Origin of the sequence: Sediminispirochaeta bajacaliforniensis DSM 16054 (assembly GCF_000378205.1) — a bacterium.
Taxonomy (GTDB): Bacteria; Spirochaetota; Spirochaetia; order DSM-16054; family Sediminispirochaetaceae; genus Sediminispirochaeta; species Sediminispirochaeta bajacaliforniensis.
The window spans coordinates 44,079-61,439 of sequence record NZ_KB899406.1 but is presented as its reverse complement, the minus strand read 5'-3'; the positions used below and the strand labels follow the sequence as shown (position 1 = coordinate 61,439).

Below are 17,361 nucleotides of genomic sequence, written 5' to 3'. Positions count from 1 at the left end.
TTTTCAAAATACGGCAGAACACCGCTTTATCACATTATCCCCCCCCTTTTTTTGAAAGTCAAAAGATAAATAAATATTTTTTTCATTTGCATGATTATTTTTTTCATATTATAATATCCAGGAAATCACAAGGAGCCTTCCATGCTTGAGATAAGCTGCATCTATCTTATTAAGTCGAAATACAAGGAGTTCAGCGAAAAGGAGCGGCTCATTGCGGATTATATCCTTGCCAACCCTCGTGAGGCGGTTCATCCCAGCATCGAAGAGCTTGCGGAGAGCGTGGGGATATCGGAATCCACGCTGGTACGTTTTGTAAAGAAGCTGGGCTATCCCGGTTATCAGCGTTTTCGGATCGCCCTTGCAACCGAGACGGTAGTTCCGGCTTCCCGCCTTTTCGAAACGCAGATCAACGAAAACGACGACGATGTCGAGGTCGTGTTCAACAGCGCCATCTCGACCCTGGAGCTTTCCAGAAACACCCTCGATCGTAAGGCGATGACCGAGGCTGCGGACCTGATCACATCATCCGAACGGTTGTACCTTTTCGGTACCGGCGGTTCCAATATCGTGGCACGGGATGCGTTCCATAAGTTCATCAGGACAGGTCTTGATTGCGCTATGGCGGAGGATTACCACATGCAGCTGATGCTCGCCTCTCAGTCCTGTGAGCGTTGTGCCGCACTTATCATCTCCCACACCGGGGAAAACATGGATACCCTCGCCATCGTCGAAGAGCTCAAGCATTCGGGTTGCAGAACAATCATGCTTACCAGCAATCCCCGGTCGCCCCTTGCCCGCGCGGGACAGATATCCCTTTCGGTACAAATCGCATCGACCTCCTTCGTATCCGAGGCCTTTTCCGCGCGTATCGCCCATTTGGTGGTCATCGATGCACTCTATGTTGAGATCATGAAGCGCTTTGATGAGGCAGGTGTTACGCATCTCGAAGCGATGCGGCAGGCCATTGCAAAGCGTAGAACCTGAGAGAGGATGTTCTCGACCTCGACAGGCTTATATATAAGGAGTATAGCATGGCACAATCCACCTACGACTTCATAGCCCTGGGAGCACTGGTAACACGATTGGACCCCGGGATCGTTCCCTTCGAGTATGCCGATCACTACGATCTCCATGTTTCAGGAGGGGAGTTCAATGTGGCCGCCAACATGGCCAGGGCCTTTGGGAAAAAGACGGCGGTTGTCTCCGCCATGGTCGACTACCCGATCGGAGCGAAGGTCGAGGCCGAGGTAAGAAGGATGGGGGTCGACGGCTTTTACAAGCGGTTTTCCCACAACGGTGTTCACGGACCCAATATGGCACAGGTCTGGAGCGACCGGGGCCAGGGAGTCAGGGCGCCGGTGGTCTTCTACAACAGGGCAAACGAGGCTGCCGCTCTTCTGGGTCCCGGCAGTTTCGACTGGGAAAAGATCTTCGAAGGCGGCGTACGATGGTTTCATTCGGGAGGGATCTTTGCAGCCCTCTCGGCCACTACTCCGGAACTCATCATCGAAGGCATGAAGGCGGCAAAAGAAGCGGGTGCAACGGTCTCCTTCGACCTGAACTATCGCGCAAAGTTGTGGAGTGCCAACGCAGCAGAAGGCATCGATCCGATGCTGCAGGCCCAAAAGGTCCTCGGGGAAATCGCTGAATATGTCGATATCCTTGTCGGCAACGAAGAGGATCTGCAGAAAGGGCTTGGCCTGACCGGCCCCCAGGTGGAGAAGGTATCCAAACTTGATCCCTCGGCCTTCATCTCGATGATGGAAACCGTGGGCAAACGCTATCCCAACATCAAGGCGGTGGCAACCACCATGAGAGAGGTTAAATCGACAAACCACCACGAATGGAGCGCGGTTCTCTGGAGCGGAGGAAAGGCCCACCGGGCCCCGGTCTGCAGCCTGGATGTCTACGACCGGGTCGGCGGCGGCGATGGATTTGCCGCAGGCCTTTTCGCAAGCCTTCTGGAGGAAGCAGATCCGGAGAACGCCGTGCGTACAGGTTGGGCCCACGGCGCCCTGCTCACCAGCTTTCCGGGAGATACCACCATGGCAACAAGGGAACAGGTCGAGGCCTTCGCCGCCGGCGGTTCCGCCAGGATTCAACGATAAAAAGGTAGGCACACAATGAAAGCGCTGGTCATGCACCGTTACAAGCAGCTGAGCTATGAAGAGGTCCCGGAGCCGAAGATAGCCTCCGAGAGGGACCTGATTGTCAAGGTAAAGGCGGCAGCCATTTGCGGCTCGGATGTCCACGGCTTCGACGGCTCCACCGGCAGACGCAAGCCGCCGGTGATCATGGGCCACGAGGCCTCCGGCGAAATCGTAGCCATAGGCAACGGGGTGTCCGGCTTTGCGGTGGGAGACCGGGTCACCTTCGATTCGACCATCTACTGCAGCAGCTGTTATTACTGCCGCAGGGGGCTGGTCAACCTCTGCGACAATAGAAGGGTACTGGGGGTTTCCTGTGAAGAGTACCGCCAGGACGGCTGTTTTGCCGAATATGTCCGCATCCCCAACCACATCGCCTACCGGCTTCCAGAAGGGCTTTCCTTTGTCGACGCCTCCCTCACCGAGCCCGCAGCGGTAGCGGCCCATGCCATGAGCATTACTCCGATCGAGTTGAACGACACCATGGCGGTGGTGGGAACGGGCCTAATCGGCCTTTTGCTTATCCAGTTTCTCAAAGCAGCCGCCTCGGGACGGGTCATCGCCATCGATACCGACGAAAAACGCCTTGCCACGGCACGCTCCCTGGGAGCGGATATGGCGATCAATCCCGCATCGGGCACGGCGGCAGATGAAATAAGGGAGATAACACAGGGTCGCGGCGCGGACAGGGTCTTCGAAGCGGTTGGTGCAAGCGCTCCCATACAGACCGCCCTGGAGGTCGTTCGAAAGGGCGGTTCGGTAACCCTTATCGGCAACGTCAGTCCCAAGATAGAACTCCCCCTCCAGTCGGTGGTGACGCGGCAGATCATGCTTTTCGGTTCCTGCGCCATATCGGGGGAATATCCTGCGGTCCTTGATATGATGCTTCGGAACAAGATCGATCTTGATCCCCTGATCAGTGCCGTCGCCCCCCTTTCCGAGGGGCAAAGCTGGTTTGATCGACTTTACGATCGCGAACCCGGCCTGCTCAAGGTGGTACTTGAACCATGAAAAAGGAACCATTGCGTTTCGGCCTTATCGGCTACGGAAAGGTTGCACGCCTCCACGCCATCGCCCTGAGAGCGGCGGATGGGGCCAGGCTGGTCGCTGTTGCAGGCCGAAACAAACAGCGACGAGACCTGTTCGCCGCCGAGTTCTCCATTGTCTCCCGCGACAGCGCCGAAGCGATGGTACAAAAGGACGGCGTCGATGCGGTGATCATCACCACCCCCCATCCGAACCATAGGGATGCAGCCATCGAGGCCTTTGCCGCCGGATGCCACGTTCTGGTGGAAAAGCCCATGGCGCTAACCACGGCCCAGTGCGACGAGATGATCGAGGCGGGGAAACGGGCAGGCCGTCTGCTTTCGGTAGTAAGCCAGCGCCGCTGGTACCCCTCCTGCAGCAGGATAAAAAAGGCCATCAACGAGGGGAAATTGGGCAAGCCAGCCCTCGCCCAGGTAACCATCCTCGGCTGGCGCGATGAGGCCTACTACAGAAGCGATTCCTGGCGGGGAAGCTGGGAGGCGGAAGGGGGCGGCGTCCTTATCAATCAGGCTCCCCACCAACTTGATCTACTCTGCTGGTACATGGGCTCGGTCGCCGAGGTAAAGGGGTTCTGGGACAACATCAACCACCCCTACATCGAGGTCGAAGACAGTGCCGTAGCGGCGGTCAGGTTCAAAAACGGAGGGATGGCCTCACTTCTGCTCTCCAACTCCCAGAGGCCGGGTATCTATGCAAAGGTTCACATCCACGGGGATAGCGGCTCCTCGGCCGGGGTCCAGACCGACGGAGGGGCAATGTTCGTCGCCGGCCAAAGCGGTATCCTCGAGCCACCGGTCAACGACCTCTGGACCATCCCCGGTGAGGAAGGCAACCTCGACGTCTGGGAAAAAGAGGATACGGCCTTTTTCAAAAGTATCGAGCCCACAACCTGGTTCTTCGGTCGCCAAATCGAAGATTTCGCCGACGCCGTCGCCAACGACAGGCCTCCTGCGGTAACAGGAGAAGAGGGAAGAGAGACCGTCCGCCTCATCGAGGCGGTCTACCATTCGGATCCGAAAAAGCGGTAAGGGAAAGCGGACAGAACAGAGAGAACAGCCCTATCGACGGGCCAGGGAGGCCGCTTCCCTGGCAGCAATACGGCCGAAAGTAACAGCATCCGCCAGGGAATTACCGCCGAGCCTGGTTGCGGCATGGATTCCTCCCGTAGCCTCTCCCGCAGCAAACAGGCGTTTGATCGGTCCCCCCGACTCGCTGATTACTTCCGCTTTCTCGTTTATCTTTAGGCCTCCCATACAATAATGGACAGCGGGAACAATGCGAATACCGTAAAAAGGAGCATGTATAATCTCGGAAGGGAGATCATTTCTTCCAAAATCCCGATCTTTTCCTAGCATTACCAGTTGATTATAGCGCTGAACGGATTGAGAAAGGACGATTGGATGAATACCCAGCATCTCGGCAAGCTCGGATAGGGTATCGGCCTTGGTAATCAAATTCATCGCAAAATAGGTGTCGGTAGCGGATAAGCTTTTTCTGATCTGATCGTCGAAAATAAGATAGGCGGATTTTTCCGGCTGCTTTAGAATCTCCCGGCTCAGGATATCTCTGAAGGCAAGTTCATCGGTAAATCTATACCCGTTTCGATTGACAAGGACGGCGCCGTTTCCACGCACAGCCTCTGTGATAAGCACCCCGTTATTCGGTTCGACCGTTGGATGGGTCTGGATATACGACATATCCACCAAGGCTGGATGAAAGCCCTCAACGATGGAAAGGTAATCACCGGTGGCACCGGGCTGATTCGTTGTTTTAAAACCTTTCAGGTCGGGGTCCATTTTTACATACAATGCGGGCTCGCTACCGAATCCGCCCGAAGCTATGATTACGGCCGAAGCCTTTATTTTATACTGTCGGCCTTCCCTTGTTTCCGTGAGGACACCAAAGACCTCGGTTCCTTTTTGATTATGAAGAAGTCCAATAACCCGATTTTCCGTCCGTACATCGATGCCACGTTTGTTCAACTGTCCGGTAAGAACGGGAATGAGGGATGTACCGATCGGAGCCCCCCCTGCAGGCCGGTGGGTCCGTGATATGCTGTGGCCGGCAAGACGTCCTACATCACTCAAATCAAGCCCCATATGCTCCAGCCAGGAAACGGATTCCGCCGAATTACGGACCAAAAGCCTGACCAGCTTTTTGTTATTTAACCAATGCCCGGCTTTCATCGTATCCTGATAATAGCTGTCCAGGGAATCCACAATTCCGTTTTTCTTCTGCTCTTCCGTACAAGCCGCATTCATCCCGCCTGTGGCTCGTAAGGAGTTTCCGCCAAGATAGCTCATTTTTTCCAGCAAAACGACGGAGCATCCCCGCTCCGTTGCCTCTATGGCGGCGGACATGCCGGCCGCCCCCCCTCCGACCACGACAATATCTGTCCTTTCCGGCAGGAAAAGACAGAACAGGCACAAAGCCCCCATCGCTGCTACGCCCAGGAATGCAAGGAGTACCTTCTTCATTTTTCCCGCCCGTCCCGTAATCGGTAGTAATGGAGCGGACGACCGGGCTTACCGTATTCCATGTGCCGCTCCAGGATCTCGTTTTTATACATGTATTCCAGGTAGCGCCTGACGGTCACTCTTGAGATCCCCAAATCGACCGCTAATTCCTCGGCGGTAAAAGATCGCCCATAGTCTTGCACCTTGTCGGTAATAATCGAATAGGTATAGGTACTCAGGCCCTTATCCAGGAGAGGAGCATGAATATCATCCGTATGAGAAGAATGTTCGGGATGGCCTGGGGAGGTAAAGAGAGAATCAAGGGATTTTTGCTCGAAACGGTGCTCTTTGTCGGAAGCGTTATGCAATGTTTTTCGGATTAAAAAGACCTTTTGTAATGCTTCCTGGAAGCGTTCATAGGTAAAGGGCTTCACAAGATAATCCGAGGCTCCCCAGTTCAGTGCCTTCTCCACTGTCGAAGGCCGTTTATCGGCGGTTATCAATATTACGGACACCGAAAGATCCTTTTGCCTGATCCAACTAAGAAGCGAAGTCCCTTTTTTCTCGGGAAGAAACACATCAAGAAGGACAAGATCGTATTCCGCTATTTCCAGATACCGCTTTGCCTCCTGAACAGACTCGGCACATGAAACCGTTTCTGCCAATCCCGTATTTTCAGCAAATTGTTTATTGATCTTTCCGACCATGGGATCATCTTCAACAATCAGGATGTTCATGTCGATTCCGCCCCTGCCCTTTTTATGGGAAATGTAACAACGAATTCGGCCCCACCCCACTGGTTTGTGTCTATTTCTATTGAACCCCGCTCTTCTTCCACGATTTTCGACACCACATAAAGGCCATAGCCTCTTCCCTCTTCCTTTGTCGTAAAGCCTTTGCACAATATGCTGTTTTCGATTCCTGGACAAATGCCCGGGCCGTTATCCGATACCGTGATTTCCAGGTTACTTTCATCTTCAATCAAACGTACGTCAATTCTTCCATTCTTTGCGGGGATAAGGGCATCCAAAGCGTTTTCTATGAGGTTACCGATGACGGAAACCAAAGATTCCACCCTCATTCCCTCGGGAAGTGTATGTATTGATGAATGGGGATCAAGTTGAAGCGAGACCCTTGCTTCGGCAGCCTTATTATACTTTGACAGGATGAGTCCAGCCAGCGCAGGAAGCTTAATGCTGCTGCTCAGCAGCGATAGAATTTCCTGCCGTTTTTTTGTTATCCCGGATATATACGTTACGGCTGTGTCTATTTCACCCAGCTGGATCATTCCCGATATGGTGTGGAGCTTATTCATGAATTCATGATTCTGGGCCCGCAAAGCCTGGGTCAACTCTTTCATCCCTGTCAATTCCTCCGCCCTCTGTCTGGCTACGGTCAAATCTTCAAAACTGGCCATAAGCCCCAGGAATGCACCGGTGGCAGAATCGCTAACAGGATAGTATTTCCCAAGTAAGATTTTTAGCGGCCCCTGCCGGACCTCTTGTACCAACATCGTATGTCTTTCAAAGGCTTCTGTCAGTCCCGAGGCAAAAAAGTAGTCTTTGTAGTTTTTTCCGATATCGGAAGGAGAGAGGTCCAACAGCGTCTCGGCACTTTTATTATACATACTTATGCAAAAATGTTCATCGACAACAACCAGGCCCTCCTTCAGATTTTGCAGAACGAGCTCTTTTTGTCCCAAAAGAAAGCTGATTTCTTCAGGTTCCAGGCCCCGAATGGACCTTTTGATGCTGGAAGTCAAGGCAAAGGATACAAGAACACCGCACATCATGATGAAAAACATGAATATAAGCAGGAAAATAAGGTTCCTTGTTATCTCCTGGTAGATCCTGCCGTTCAGCATCCCGACAACAACGGCACCGGATAACACACCTTCGGAATAGACAGGAGCGACGGCCTCTGCATAGGTAGCGAAAAAAGAGGGGAAAACGATACGCGCCTTCTCCTCTTTCAATACTACGTCTACAAGCGTTGATGAAAACGTTTCTCCGATAAGAGCCGGCTTCGGATTCGAATAAAACCTTTTGTCACGGTTAAGCACGTAGATATATTGGATTCTGGTTTTTAAACGTAATTTTTCGATGAAATTCTGAATAGCGATATATCCATTCTCTTTCGGTACATGCTCCCGGACAAGCTCGGTTTGTGCTATTGTCAGAGCCATATCGAAGGCTTCACGCCCTAACTGCCGCCTCAGCGTGGAAAACCACTGTATTGTCATGAAAAGGACAACACCGATGATGAGTAGGATAATCAAAAGTGATAGTGTTCTCGATATCTTTGCATAGAGTGTCATGTCTCTTTTAGTATAACCCAAAAGCAGAAAGGGGCTGACCAGGATTGCTTCCCGGCCAGCCCCCTATCGATAAAAAACGTCCGTTCGCTGCTAGTTCGCTGCAAATTCGGCAGCTTTCGTTCCGGCAATCCTGCCGAAGGTTGTTATATCGCTTAAAGAATTTCCACCCAGGCGATTCGCCCCATGGATTCCTCCGGTCACCTCTCCAGCGGCAAACAGGCCGGGAATAGCCGAACCGCCAGTAGTGATAACCTGGGCATCGGTATTGATCTTGATCCCCCCCATGGTGTGATGGACGGCTGGGCCGACCTCAACCATGTAATAAGGCGCATGGACCAATTCCCGCGGCAGATCCGATCTGTCGAAGTCTGTATCGACCCCTGTATTCACAAAACCATTGTAGCGGTCAACCGTTGCCTGCAGCGTTGCGGCATCAAGCCCCATCGTCTGAGCAAGATCCGCAATGGTGTCCCCCTCGGTAAGAAGACCTGCTTTTACGTAATTCTCAATGGCGGAAAGGGAATCCCGTACCCCCTGGTCGAAGAGGAGGAAGGCGGTACCGCCGGTCTGGGCCAACTCCGCATCGGAGACGACATCCCGGGTTTGCATCTCGGAGATAAACCGTGAAGCCTCGCGGTTTACAAGAATTGCACCATTGCCGCGTACGGCTTCAGTGATCATCGTATTTTTCACAGGGACCACCGTGGGATGTGTCTGAATCTGCTCCATGTCGACAAGGGCCACATCAAAGTCCTTGATAAAATCCAAAGCATCTCCTGTGGCTCCCGGTTGATTGGTCGTGCCGAAGCCTTTCAGTTCCGGTTTGTAGGCAACAACCTTTTCCTGGTTTGCACCGAATCCGCCGGTCGTGATGATGACGGCTTTCGCCCGTATCATATAATTTCCATTCTTCGTTTCTACTTCGACTCCGCTAACCGCGTCTCCCTCTTTCAGCAAAGCAACCACCTTGCTGTTTGTTTGAACGTTAATTCCACGCTTTTGTACCGCATCATAGAGAATCTTGACCAGATGGTTTCCCACGGGAGCTCCGCCTGAGGGCCGGTGGGCCCTGGGATTTGTCGCTCCGCCCAGCTTCCCTACATCGGAGAAATCACCCCCGAGGCCGATGAGCCAGTCGATGGTACCAGCCGACCGCTCCGTTAAAACGTGGACCAGCGCCGGGTTGTTCAGGTTTTTTCCGCCTTTCATGGTATCTTCGTAAAAGGTTTCGACAGAATCCTGTATGCCCAATGCCTTCTGAGGCGTCGTTTCCGCCGCATTCAGTCCCCCGGTGGCATAATTGGTATTGCCGCCGATAACAGGCATCTTCTCAACAAGAATAACCGAAGCCCCATGATCATGGGCTTCCAGGGCCGCAGACAAACCGGCACCTCCGGCACCCACAATAACGACATCACAACTCATATCTTCCGGAACTTCACCAGTTGCCCCTTTGGTACCGGCGCTCTTTACCGCCTCACCGGTCTGGGCCTTGGATAGCGCCGCAGCGATGGCAGAGATCAAGCCTGCCGAGGTCTCGGAAGCACCGCTTACGGAATCTATCTCCGCACTATTTTTGTCAAGAACCCGTTTGATGATCTCCTGGACGGCCGGCTTACTAAAATCAGACTCGGCACTCTCTGTTACATCAATCTTCGTTATTTTGTCCGAATCTACCGAAACAGCGACTTTGATGGCGCCGCCGTGCCCTTGCCCCTCGCCCTCATACGTTCCGGGTTTATATGCACCCTTTCCGCTACAGGCAACAAAAGAGAGCAAAAGAACAATGGATGCGATTGCCGCCCCCAAACGTTTGTTTGCTTTCATATCAAACTCCTAAAGGATAATTATTTATCTATATACTATTTTCGGTCCGGGCAATCGTCAACCCTTCTGTATATATTGTTTTTTTTGTTCATTTTGGTCACAGAGGATTTCATTCACAGATAGAAATTGAGAATGCCGGTTAGGGAAGACGATAATCAAAAAAACTTTCAAATCGCTCCCACGCAAATCTGCAGAGCAACCGTAATCTCTTCCTGTTCCTGAGCAGAAATCCTGCCCGCCGGATTGTGAAAGCGTTCCAGGGATAAGAAGCATAGCGATCTTTCCATTCCGTAACAGGTACGACTATGCGCAATGGCAGTTTCCCGACAGAATCGGGAGAAACCACAACGGCCAGCCTTTGCTTGCTGATCTCTGCCCCGATGGTAGGATCAAAATTAATCCACCACAGCTCGCCGCGTTGAGGATCAGCCATCCATGACATCCATTATGTCGTCTGCTAAAAGCTCACTGTCCGGAGCATACATATCCGCACTCTCTTCTGCCAGTTTTGAAAGATAGGCCGAACGTTCTTCAGCACTCAGAGAGAGGTAGGTATTAACAGCTGACGAGCTGTTGTCCTCCAGTTGCTCTTTCACCGTCAGGTAGTCCGGGAAGAGTTCCTGGGCCCGGGATTCGCTTATCAGTCCTTCCGCTACAGCGCGGAACAGGTACTGCTGGGTTAAACGCGGTTCCTCCGGGTAGGGCCAGTGCCCCGGTTCCTCGGAATAAATACCCTTACTCCTGAAATTAATAAACATAGTCTGATAGGCCGACCGGCTTAAAATGCCGAGATCCTTCGCCCTGTAGGTAAGTGCCTGAATACTGATACCGAAACGTTCTTTCATAAGGCACAGTTCCTGGATGGATATATCGGTGCGGCTTGTCCCCAGAATTTGCCGTAAGCGTTCTGCCGGAACCAGGAAAGCCCCGGAAAAACGATGGGCCAAATGTTCGTTTATCTTGGGCTCGGTGCTGGAAAGAAGCAAATGGCCGAGTTCATGGCAGATAGTCAGCCTTGTCCGGTCAACGCTTTTATCTTTCGCGTAAACGATGATTTTCCGATTATTCGGCAGGTTCCCTACAAATCCATCCACCCCGTTTCCTTCTGTCGTGATGGGGACAAGAATAATCCCCTTGCTTTCCAGAAGCTCGCAGAGATTCTGAATAGGAGTATCATCCAAATTCCAGAGGGAACGAAGCTCCTCAGCCATGTTTTCGGCCTCTTCAGGTGTCGCCTCTTCACGTGACCGAGGGAGAACAGAAGGTTCTGAAATCACTCCGCATACATTTTCAATCATTAAAATGTTTTCAACTTTTTCTTCGGCGATTGCCTTGAGACTATCGATTTTCACCTGACTGACGGAGGCTTTCTTTCTGAATGACTGCCATGTAACGGTGGCTGAGGGATTTGAAAAGAAATAATCCGTTTTAACGTCAAAAACCTGGGCAAGAGCATAAAGCGTCAAAGCATTGGGCGTCGCCTTTTCCAGTTCATATTTTGAAAGAGCCGCACGGGTGATCCTGGTTCCCTGCCGTTCAAGTTTATCCGCTAATCTCTGGAGAGACCATCCGCTCATTATTCTTTTTTGCCGTAATTTCTCCCCGATCATTGTACTTTCCTCTGTTGACAGTATCGATATATATTATCTTTTTGTCAACGGAAAGAGTCATGATTTAATATCATTTACAAATTTGTTAAAACAAAAGAAAAACGAACAAAAAAGTCTATTAATCGTAAGAGAGAATTGAACCATCATCTATTTATTCATATAATGGCATCCAATCACACATACTTTTCCATATACGGAAGTATATTAAGAGGGATGCAAATACCATGAAAAGAAACCACCACAATAGCCGGGTTCTATGGGGATCGCTGGTCCTCACCCTCCTGCTCACCCTCGGTGCCTGTAACAAGGGTGCCGATAGTGCCGCGCAGGGATCAAAAAATACAACGGAAGCGACCGTAGCGGCCACGCCGGAAACCCGCAGCGTAACAAACTGCGACGGAACGGTCATCACCGTTCCCTACCAGGTCGAAAGAATCGGATGTCTTTTCGGACCATCGTATGAAAAGGTGGTAATGCTCGGGGCCGAGGATAAGATCGTCTTCGACGGGGATTACCACATCTACAGCTGGCCCTGGTCAAACGTAATTTACAAGCACCTCAACGAGGTTCCCGGCATCAAGAATGCCCACAGCTCCCCCAACATCGAGGACCTTGTGGGCTACAAACCCGATATCGTCTTCAACTTTCCCAATCCCAACACCACGAAGGCGATGAGTGAGGCGGGAATGGCCGTTGTTCCCCTGGCATCGAAACCAGCTTATGATTCCATCGTCGATGAGGTTGGAGTATATGCCGAGGCGATCGGAGGCGACGCTCCAAAGGTAGCCGAACGCTATGCCGACTATTTCAACGCCATGGTGAAACGTATTAGCGCGGTCGTCGACACCATCCCCGAGGCCGAACGGCCCAACGTCTACTTTGCCAATCAGGAACTATTAATGACCCACGGATCGGCCTCAAGTATTTTGGATCTCATCAAGGTCAGCGGGGGCGTTCCCGTTACCACCACGCTTGAAGGGGGCGGAAAAACAAAGGTGACCGCCGAGCAGCTTCTGGAATGGAACCCCGATTACATCTTTGTCGACCATGCCGGTTCATCAGGTAACGCCACGGCCGAAGAGGTGATACACGAGATGCTTTCCGACGACCTCTACGCCGAGATGAGTGCGGTTGCGCAGGACCATATATTTATCGTACCCACCGGTGTCTTTTTCTGGGATTCCGGTGTCCAAAAGCCCCTGCTCATGCTGTATCTTGCGAGTACCCTCTATCCTGATCGCTTTCCCGAAGTCGATATGACGGCGGAACTCAAGAGGTTCTATGCAGAATTCTTCTATTATGACCTGACCGACGAGCAGGCCCGGCGGATTCTGGCCCATCTCGACCCGGAAACGTAATGAGGACGGGGAAATGAGCATGACAGGATTCGCCCGCATGAACATGCCCAGGCTCGAAGCGCTGGAGGAGATCGGCAAGCATATAAAGTATCGGCCGGTCGAAGAAATCGTATCCCTTCCCGATGCGGTTAAGCGGGTGGCGGCCAGGGACATCGTATCCCGTCTGAACGTTCCGGATGTGAAGTGCAGCCGCTGGGACGGCATCTGCTTTTCCTGGCAGCACTATCTCGACTCGGACCGTGACGTAAGTTCGTGGCAGACCGAGGTCGATTACATCTTTTCAAACACAGGCATCCCGGTTTTTCAGCAGGCCTTTGACACCATGGTGATGATCGAGAAAACGACCTTTCACGAAGATCGGCTTATCTCCATAGATCAGAAGGATGTGGTTCAGGGACAGCACATGATTCCGAAGGGAGAGCGCATGGCGATCGGTGAGACCATCGTACAGAAGGGAACCCTCATCACCCCATCCCATCTCAACCTTTTGGCAACAGGCGGCGTGATACAGGTTCCGGTTCTCAAGAAACCGATTGTAGCCCTCTTGCCTTCGGGAAACGAGCTGGTATCCTGCTACAACACCCCAACCCCCGGCCAGACCATCGAATCAAATACCTTTTCCATGGCCGCCAAGGTTCGGCAATGGGGCGGCAAGGAGCTACTTTTTCCCATTGCCAGGGATGAGCATGCCGTGCTGAGAAGCCGCCTGAAAGAGGCGGCGGCAAAGGCCGATATCGTGGTGATCTGCGGAGGATCGGGCCGAGGCCGATTCGACCTCCTCCAGGAGGCGGCGTCGGATGTCGGTGAGCTTTATTTTTCCTCCGTGGAACACGGACCGGGCAAACGGACCTGCTTCTCGCTTATCGACGGAACACCGGTCTTCGGCTTGGTGGGGCCGCCGGGAGGGGAAGAGATGACCTTCGATTTCTACGTCCGCCCCGCACTCTTGGCCTGCCTGGGACAGCCCTACCGTGTCACCGAGGTCCAGGCCGTTCTTGATGAGGATATAGCTCCCCACCACCGGACCGATTTCATCTACACCATCGGCCTTTACCGGGTGCCGGGAGAAAAGATGCTCCATGCCCGTCCCCTGCCCCACAGTCGTCTCGACCGCTCCATTGCCGAGCACAACGGCTATCTTTTCGTGCATCAAAAGGGGCCCGGCCATAAGAAAGGCGAAACCGTTATGGTCGAACTTCGTACCGGTCATGAAAACGTCTGAAGAACAAGGCCGCGCTTTGCCGATTGTGCTGCTCGGCTGCCTCCTGATCGCGGCGTTCTTCCTTTCCTGCTTTCTTGGACGATATTCCCTGACACCCAGGGACCTCTTTTTTTTATTTCGCGAAGGGCTAACAGGACTGCCCTCCGGGCTCTCAGCCAGCGCATCGAAGGTCTTTTTTCGCATCCGACTACCTCGAATCCTGGTGGCGGCAATCACCGGCTGCGGCCTTGCCCTGTCGGGATCGGTCTACCAGGGGGCCTTTCGCAACCCCCTGGTTTCTCCCGATATTCTGGGGGCCACCGCCGGAGCGGGACTTGGGGCGGCTATTGCCCTACTCCTCAACCTCAACGGCAGCCTCGTTCAGCTGATTGCCTTTCTCTTTGGTCTGGCGGCAGTAGGCGGGACTAGCATACTCGCCCGTTCCTTCGGCGACCGAAACAGCATGACTCTCTCCCTTGTCCTCACCGGTATCGTCGTCTCCGCCCTCTTTCAGGCCGGCATCTCCCTGGTAAAATATGTAGGGGACCCCTATACGAAGCTTCCGGCCATCACCTTCTGGCTCATGGGATCTCTTTCGGCGGCCGTCCCCTCATCGCTTCCCCTTCTGGCCGTTCCCCTGCTGTCAGGCGGACTTCCCCTCCTGTTGCTGCGCTGGAAACTAAATCTGCTCTCCCTGCCGGATGAGGAGGCAATGTCTCTGGGAATCAATACCACACGATTGCGTTTTATCGTGATCCTCTGTGCAACCCTCATCACCTCGTCGGTGGTGGCCGTAGGAGGCATCATCGGATGGGTAGGCCTGATCATCCCCCATCTGGCACGAATGCTGGTGGGCTCCGACTGCCGCTTCCAACTTCCCGCTGCCATGGTCCTCGGGGCAAGCTACCTTTTGCTGGTGGATGATATTGCCCGAAGCGCAACGGCTATGGATATTCCCCTCGGCATCCTCACCGCCGTGATCGGCGCCCCCTTTTTTCTATTGCTTATGTACAAACAGCGGAGAAGTCAGTCATGAACATCGAGGTGAAGGAGCTCTCCTGCGGATACGGCGCAAAGGCGCTGCTGGAGGGGCTCAATCTGACCCTTTCCCGGGGTGAGATTCTCTGCATCCTGGGACCCAACGGCGTGGGCAAAACCACCTTCTTCAAAACGATCCAGGGCTTTCTGAAACCGCTTGCCGGAGAGGTATACATCAACAACGCCCTTCTCCCCCGTCTCAGCCGCAGGGAACTTGCACAGCTCATAGCCTATGTCCCCCAGGTCCACGGTCACCCTTTTTCCTACAGTGCACGTGATATGGTGCTCATGGGGCGCACCCCGTACCTGAGCACGCTTTCGGCACCGGGAAAGAAAGATTATGCCGTCTGCAGAGAGGTAATGGAGCAGCTGGAGATCGTGCATCTGGCAGATCGATGCTATTCGCAGCTATCGGGAGGGGAACAGCAGATGGTGCTCATCGCCAGGGCAATGGCGCAGGAACCCACCTTTCTCATGATGGATGAGCCAACCTCCAATCTTGATTACGGTAATCAAATGCACCTGCTCCGGCAGATGATCAAACTGCGCGACAAAGGCCTCGGCATCATGATGATAACCCATTCCCCGGACCAGGCCTTTTTCTGCGCAGACAACGTGGCGCTCTTCTATCGGGATCGCCGGGTGCAGGCCGGAGCAACGGCCAGGATTCTCACAGAAGATAGCCTGAAGGAAGCCTACGGCATCACCGTCGACCTATTCAGAAACCGAAACAGCGCCGGAGAAGTGGTTACCACCTGTTCTCCGGTTATGGGATAGCGCAAAGACCGTTATCGCCTTTTTATCATTCTTAAAGCCCCGGCGCCGATAATCCGATCTTCGGTGACGGCATAGCCCTGATACTGGAGGAGATTCAACATGGCGCTGCTTTCACAGTGATACCCCTCGTGTACCTGAAAGCCCTCGAGCATGAGGCCTTCCGGCGGGCTCCAGCCGGAACCCGTACAACCGAAAAGACAACCCGCACCCAACAGCAAAATAACATCTTTCATTATACTCTCCATATCGTAATGGTAAAAAAGAGGATAAACCCTCCAGTAAGGGGGAGAGGCAAGAGAAATACATACAGACGCCTGCGAGAAATAAAAGTGTCAAAACCAATAAATTTACGTAAATAATTCAAAATAAGCTTCAATAAATACAAATATGAAATCATGTCAAAATTTATGTTGACACCAAACCAGAGTCATGTTAAATCTTTACGTAAACAAAGGCTTGTTTCTTATTTGGCCAGATCTTTTCAGACAAGCGAATACAGCAAAGGTAAATATGATAACAAGGCCTGAATATTCTATCATTTATTCATATCGGAGGATAAAGATGCACAAAAGATCAAAAACAATGCTGGCCCTTTTAACACTACTCGTTCTGGCAGTTCCGTTATTTGCGGGAGGAGAACAGGAGGGAACCAAAGATGACAGACTGCGATTTGCGTTCCTGCCGAACACCCAGAACAATACGTTTCAGAGCACCATGAACGACACATTTAAAACATTGTGTGATGAAAAAGGAATCGCTTACACCGTTCTGGATCCCGACTATGACCTGAACAAGCAACTCAACCAATTATCAGACGCAGCCAATCAGAAATATGATATGGTTTTCGTCATCCCCGTAGACTCCAACGGCATAACCGCAGGACTTATGGAACTCAAACAAGCCGGTGTCCCTGTCATCAACGTCGATACCTCAGTCGGCAAGGACGATTTGAGCCTCGTACTTTCGGTGGTCGCAACCGACGCCTATATGGCGGGAACACTGGTTGGAGCCCAGATGGTAAAAGACTACCCCGAAGGTGGCAAGATCGCCATTCTCGATTTCCCCTCCAATGAAAGTTGTGTCGACAGGGTAAACGGTTTCCTTGAAGGCCTTGGCGCAAACAAAAGCGCATTCGACATTGTGGCCCAGCAGGACGGATCCGCAGCACTTGATGCATCATTGGTGCTTGCCGAAGACATTATCACAGCACACCCCGATCTGAAGGCCTTCTTTTGCATCAACGATCCAAGTGCCCTTGGAGCGGCGGCGGCAATCAAGGCAGCAAACAAAGAGGGTCAGATAGGAGTATACAGCATCGATGCCTCGCCGGATGGAAAGCAGGCACTGCTCGACGGAGAGTTTACCGCTGTGGCCGCACAGGTTCCCATCGAGATTGCAAAATACGCCTTCAACCAGGCCCTGGATGTTCTGGATGGTAAAACAATCGAGAAATCGGTATATCTGCCTTCCCACCTCGTCTCTCAGGAAGAAGCAACCAAGACCCTGAACGACTGGCAGTAACCTGTCGCTAAGATTTCCGAACGTTTCTACCGCAAAGAGGAGGGCTGAACCCTCCTCTTTGT

General features: G+C 52.6%; 16 protein-coding genes. 9 read left to right on the top strand and 7 right to left on the bottom strand.

Annotation, left to right across the window (positions count from 1 at the left end; translation table 11 throughout):
* Positions 1-141 precede the first annotated feature (141 nt).
* The 4 genes from F459_RS0100260 to F459_RS0100245 are packed head-to-tail and all read left to right on the top strand — an operon-like array spanning position 142 to position 4,222.
* Positions 142-984, top strand: a complete 843-nt coding sequence (locus F459_RS0100260) for a MurR/RpiR family transcriptional regulator (RefSeq protein WP_020610737.1) — start codon at positions 142-144, stop codon at positions 982-984.
* A gap of 47 nt (positions 985-1,031) precedes the next feature.
* Positions 1,032-2,108 carry a sugar kinase gene (locus tag F459_RS0100255; protein ID WP_020610736.1) on the top strand — a complete coding sequence of 359 codons (1,077 nt, stop codon included), beginning with the start codon at positions 1,032-1,034 and terminating at the stop codon, positions 2,106-2,108.
* Positions 2,109-2,123: 15 nt separating this feature from the next.
* Positions 2,124-3,158 (top strand): zinc-dependent alcohol dehydrogenase, encoded by a 1,035-nt coding sequence (locus F459_RS0100250; protein ID WP_020610735.1) that lies wholly within the window; start codon positions 2,124-2,126, stop codon positions 3,156-3,158.
* Positions 3,155-4,222, top strand: coding sequence for a Gfo/Idh/MocA family protein (locus tag F459_RS0100245; protein WP_020610734.1), 1,068 nt, complete (start codon positions 3,155-3,157; stop codon positions 4,220-4,222). The genes F459_RS0100250 and F459_RS0100245 overlap by 4 nt, the downstream gene beginning before the upstream one ends.
* A 30-nt stretch (positions 4,223-4,252) precedes the next feature.
* On the opposite strand, the gene F459_RS0100240 is transcribed toward F459_RS0100245, so the two are convergent.
* The 6 genes from F459_RS0100240 to F459_RS0100215 all read right to left on the bottom strand — a co-directional run bounded on the left by F459_RS0100240 (position 4,253) and on the right by F459_RS0100215 (position 11,404).
* Positions 4,253-5,671 carry a flavocytochrome c gene (locus tag F459_RS0100240; RefSeq protein ID WP_020610733.1) on the bottom strand — a complete coding sequence of 473 codons (1,419 nt, stop codon included), beginning with the start codon at positions 5,669-5,671 and terminating at the stop codon, positions 4,253-4,255.
* On the bottom strand, positions 5,668-6,387 hold the full coding sequence (locus F459_RS0100235; RefSeq protein ID WP_020610732.1) for a response regulator: 720 nt from the start codon (positions 6,385-6,387) through the stop codon (positions 5,668-5,670). Before F459_RS0100235 ends, F459_RS0100240 begins: the two co-directional genes overlap by 4 nt.
* Positions 6,384-7,967: a sensor histidine kinase gene (locus F459_RS0100230; RefSeq protein ID WP_020610731.1), complete on the bottom strand. Its 1,584-nt coding sequence runs from the start codon at positions 7,965-7,967 to the stop codon at positions 6,384-6,386. The genes F459_RS0100235 and F459_RS0100230 overlap by 4 nt, the downstream gene beginning before the upstream one ends.
* Before the next feature lie 90 nt (positions 7,968-8,057).
* A complete protein-coding gene (locus F459_RS0100225; protein WP_020610730.1) occupies positions 8,058-9,794 on the bottom strand; it encodes a flavocytochrome c in 1,737 nt (578 codons plus the stop codon).
* A gap of 139 nt (positions 9,795-9,933) precedes the next feature.
* Positions 9,934-10,227 carry a type II toxin-antitoxin system PemK/MazF family toxin gene (locus F459_RS23095; protein ID WP_051086145.1) on the bottom strand — a complete coding sequence of 98 codons (294 nt, stop codon included), beginning with the start codon at positions 10,225-10,227 and terminating at the stop codon, positions 9,934-9,936.
* Positions 10,220-11,404 carry a helix-turn-helix domain-containing protein gene (locus F459_RS0100215; RefSeq protein WP_020610729.1) on the bottom strand — a complete coding sequence of 395 codons (1,185 nt, stop codon included), beginning with the start codon at positions 11,402-11,404 and terminating at the stop codon, positions 10,220-10,222. The genes F459_RS23095 and F459_RS0100215 overlap by 8 nt, the downstream gene beginning before the upstream one ends.
* 224 nt (positions 11,405-11,628) lie before the next feature.
* On the opposite strand from F459_RS0100215, the gene F459_RS0100210 reads away from it, so the two are divergent.
* Genes F459_RS0100210 through F459_RS0100195 form a run of 4 tightly spaced genes read left to right on the top strand, consistent with a single transcriptional unit; the run spans position 11,629 to position 15,778 of the window.
* Positions 11,629-12,762 (top strand): ABC transporter substrate-binding protein, encoded by a 1,134-nt coding sequence (locus F459_RS0100210; RefSeq protein WP_020610728.1) that lies wholly within the window; start codon positions 11,629-11,631, stop codon positions 12,760-12,762.
* A gap of 13 nt (positions 12,763-12,775) precedes the next feature.
* Positions 12,776-13,984, top strand: a complete 1,209-nt coding sequence (locus tag F459_RS0100205) for a molybdopterin molybdotransferase MoeA (protein WP_020610727.1) — start codon at positions 12,776-12,778, stop codon at positions 13,982-13,984.
* Positions 13,971-14,999 (top strand): FecCD family ABC transporter permease, encoded by a 1,029-nt coding sequence (locus tag F459_RS0100200; protein ID WP_020610726.1) that lies wholly within the window; start codon positions 13,971-13,973, stop codon positions 14,997-14,999. Before F459_RS0100205 ends, F459_RS0100200 begins: the two co-directional genes overlap by 14 nt.
* Entirely contained in the window at positions 14,996-15,778 is a 783-nt protein-coding gene (locus tag F459_RS0100195; RefSeq protein ID WP_020610725.1) for an ABC transporter ATP-binding protein, read from the top strand. Before F459_RS0100200 ends, F459_RS0100195 begins: the two co-directional genes overlap by 4 nt.
* 11 nt (positions 15,779-15,789) lie before the next feature.
* Here F459_RS0100195 and F459_RS0100190 read toward each other — a convergent pair whose 3' ends face one another.
* Positions 15,790-16,011, bottom strand: a complete 222-nt coding sequence (locus tag F459_RS0100190; protein ID WP_020610724.1) for a cysteine peptidase family C39 domain-containing protein — start codon at positions 16,009-16,011, stop codon at positions 15,790-15,792.
* A 328-nt stretch (positions 16,012-16,339) separates the two neighbouring features.
* Between F459_RS0100190 and F459_RS0100185 the strand changes: the two genes are divergently transcribed.
* Positions 16,340-17,299 (top strand): sugar ABC transporter substrate-binding protein, encoded by a 960-nt coding sequence (locus F459_RS0100185; RefSeq protein ID WP_020610723.1) that lies wholly within the window; start codon positions 16,340-16,342, stop codon positions 17,297-17,299.
* The last annotated feature ends 62 nt before the right edge of the window (positions 17,300-17,361 follow it).